This is a genomic window from Chitinivorax sp. B, from assembly GCF_005503445.1.
Lineage (GTDB): Bacteria > Pseudomonadota > Gammaproteobacteria > Burkholderiales > SCOH01 > Chitinivorax.
The window spans coordinates 1-1,609 of record NZ_SCOH01000142.1 but is presented as its reverse complement, the minus strand read 5'-3'; the positions used below and the strand labels follow the sequence as shown (position 1 = coordinate 1,609).

At 54.5% G+C, this 1,609-nt stretch carries 1 protein-coding gene; it reads right to left on the bottom strand.

Annotated elements, in window-relative coordinates; translation table 11 throughout:
• Nucleotides 1-29: 29 nt before the first annotated feature.
• The gene (locus FFS57_RS24860) at nucleotides 30-1,568 is read right to left on the bottom strand and encodes an IS3 family transposase (RefSeq protein ID WP_137940502.1); all 1,539 of its coding nucleotides are present in this window, start codon (nucleotides 1,566-1,568) and stop codon (nucleotides 30-32) included.
• Nucleotides 1,569-1,609 lie beyond the last annotated feature (41 nt).

Genomic DNA, 1,609 nt, shown 5'->3' with positions numbered 1-1,609 from the left:
TGGGGGTGCGGCAAAAATCTTGGACGGGTTTATGTCGTCAGACCTAGGCGCTCTCGATATTCAATGGGACTGAGTGAGCCGAGAGAGAGCTTGATCCGTTTTTCATTGTACCAGCGGATATAAGCGTCAGCAGACTGAGTGAACTGCTCAATGCTTGTGGTCCGCCAGTTCCCGGGATAAAACCACTCCGTCTTCAACCGTCCGAAGAATCCTTCACAGGCCGCATTATCTGGCGAACACCCTTTGCGTGACATCGACCGTATCAGCTTTGCGTCGCGCATCCGCGATAGCCATCCAGGCCATCGGTAGTGAGCGCCACGATCGGAGTGGACGACAGGTCGATCATTACTGTTGGTCACCGTCTCGATGGCGGCGTCCAGCATCGTATTGACCAGCTCAGCGTCTGGGCGCGTACCGATTGACCAGCTGATCACCAAACCATCGAAGCAGTCGATCATAGGAGACAGATACACCTTGCCAGCCGGAATCTGGAACTCCGTGATATCGGTGAGCCATTTCTCGTTTGGGGCGGTCGCCTGGAAGTCGCGGTTAACGAGATTCTCTGGCGCCGGGCTGATTTCCCCCAAGTAGGAACCGTACCGACGACGCTTCGTTGTGGCAACGACCAGGCGCTCCTGCTTCATCAACCGCCGCACAATTTTCTCCGAGATGAAGTGCTGCTGTTTGCCCAGGGAGGCGTGTATCCGACGGTAGCCATAGCAACGGTGATTTTGCTCGAAGATGTCAGTGATGAGGTGACGCACGCCAGCATACTTGTCAGCCACTTGCAGTCGGGTTCGATGATAGAAGTAGGAGCTGCGAGCAAGCCCCAACTCCGCAAACAGTTCAACCAGCGGATACGTTACTCTCAAGGCATCAACCAGCAACGTCTTCTCCCGGTTGGTCAGGCGTTTGGGGTTGATGCCCAGGCCTTTTTTTATGAGTTCGTTGGCCTTCTTCAGTATGTCGTGCTCAAGCTGTAATTTCCAAATCTCATGTTGAAGTGTTTCAAGTTGCCGTTCCAGCTCAGCACGCTCCAGTGCTGGTGGCGAATCCTTTTGACGTCGCATAGAGGCAGGAACCCCACGATCGAGTAGTTGATCTTTCCAGTTGTACAGCGTTGGTCTGGTTACGCCTAGCTTTTGTGCAATGGCGCGCGCACTTTCCTGTCGCGTGCACAGTTCGATGACCGCTGCCTGTTTCAACTCAGGAGGATGCATTTCACCCCTGGCTTTGCCAGCGACGCGTTTCCGCATTTCTGGGCGTAGTTCACCCACCCAGGCTGTCAGCGTCCGACGCTCCGGATATCCTAGCTCTTTGCGGGTTGTGGCCATGCAGCATCCATGGTTCAGATAGTGCTCGACCGCCATGGCCTTCTGCTCGGCCGAATACTTCTGCTTTGTGCGCACATAGCTTGCTGGTAAATCGTTGCCTTGCTCGTAGTCTCGATACCAGTTCCTGAGAGCTGGCTTTGTCGGATACCCCAGCAAGCGAATGGTCGCCGCAGCGCGTTTCCCCAGTTTTATATAGAGCCGAACGGCACGGATGCGATCTTCGTATGAGTACATGAACTACCTCTTAAGTAGTCCAAGATTTTTGCCGCACCCCC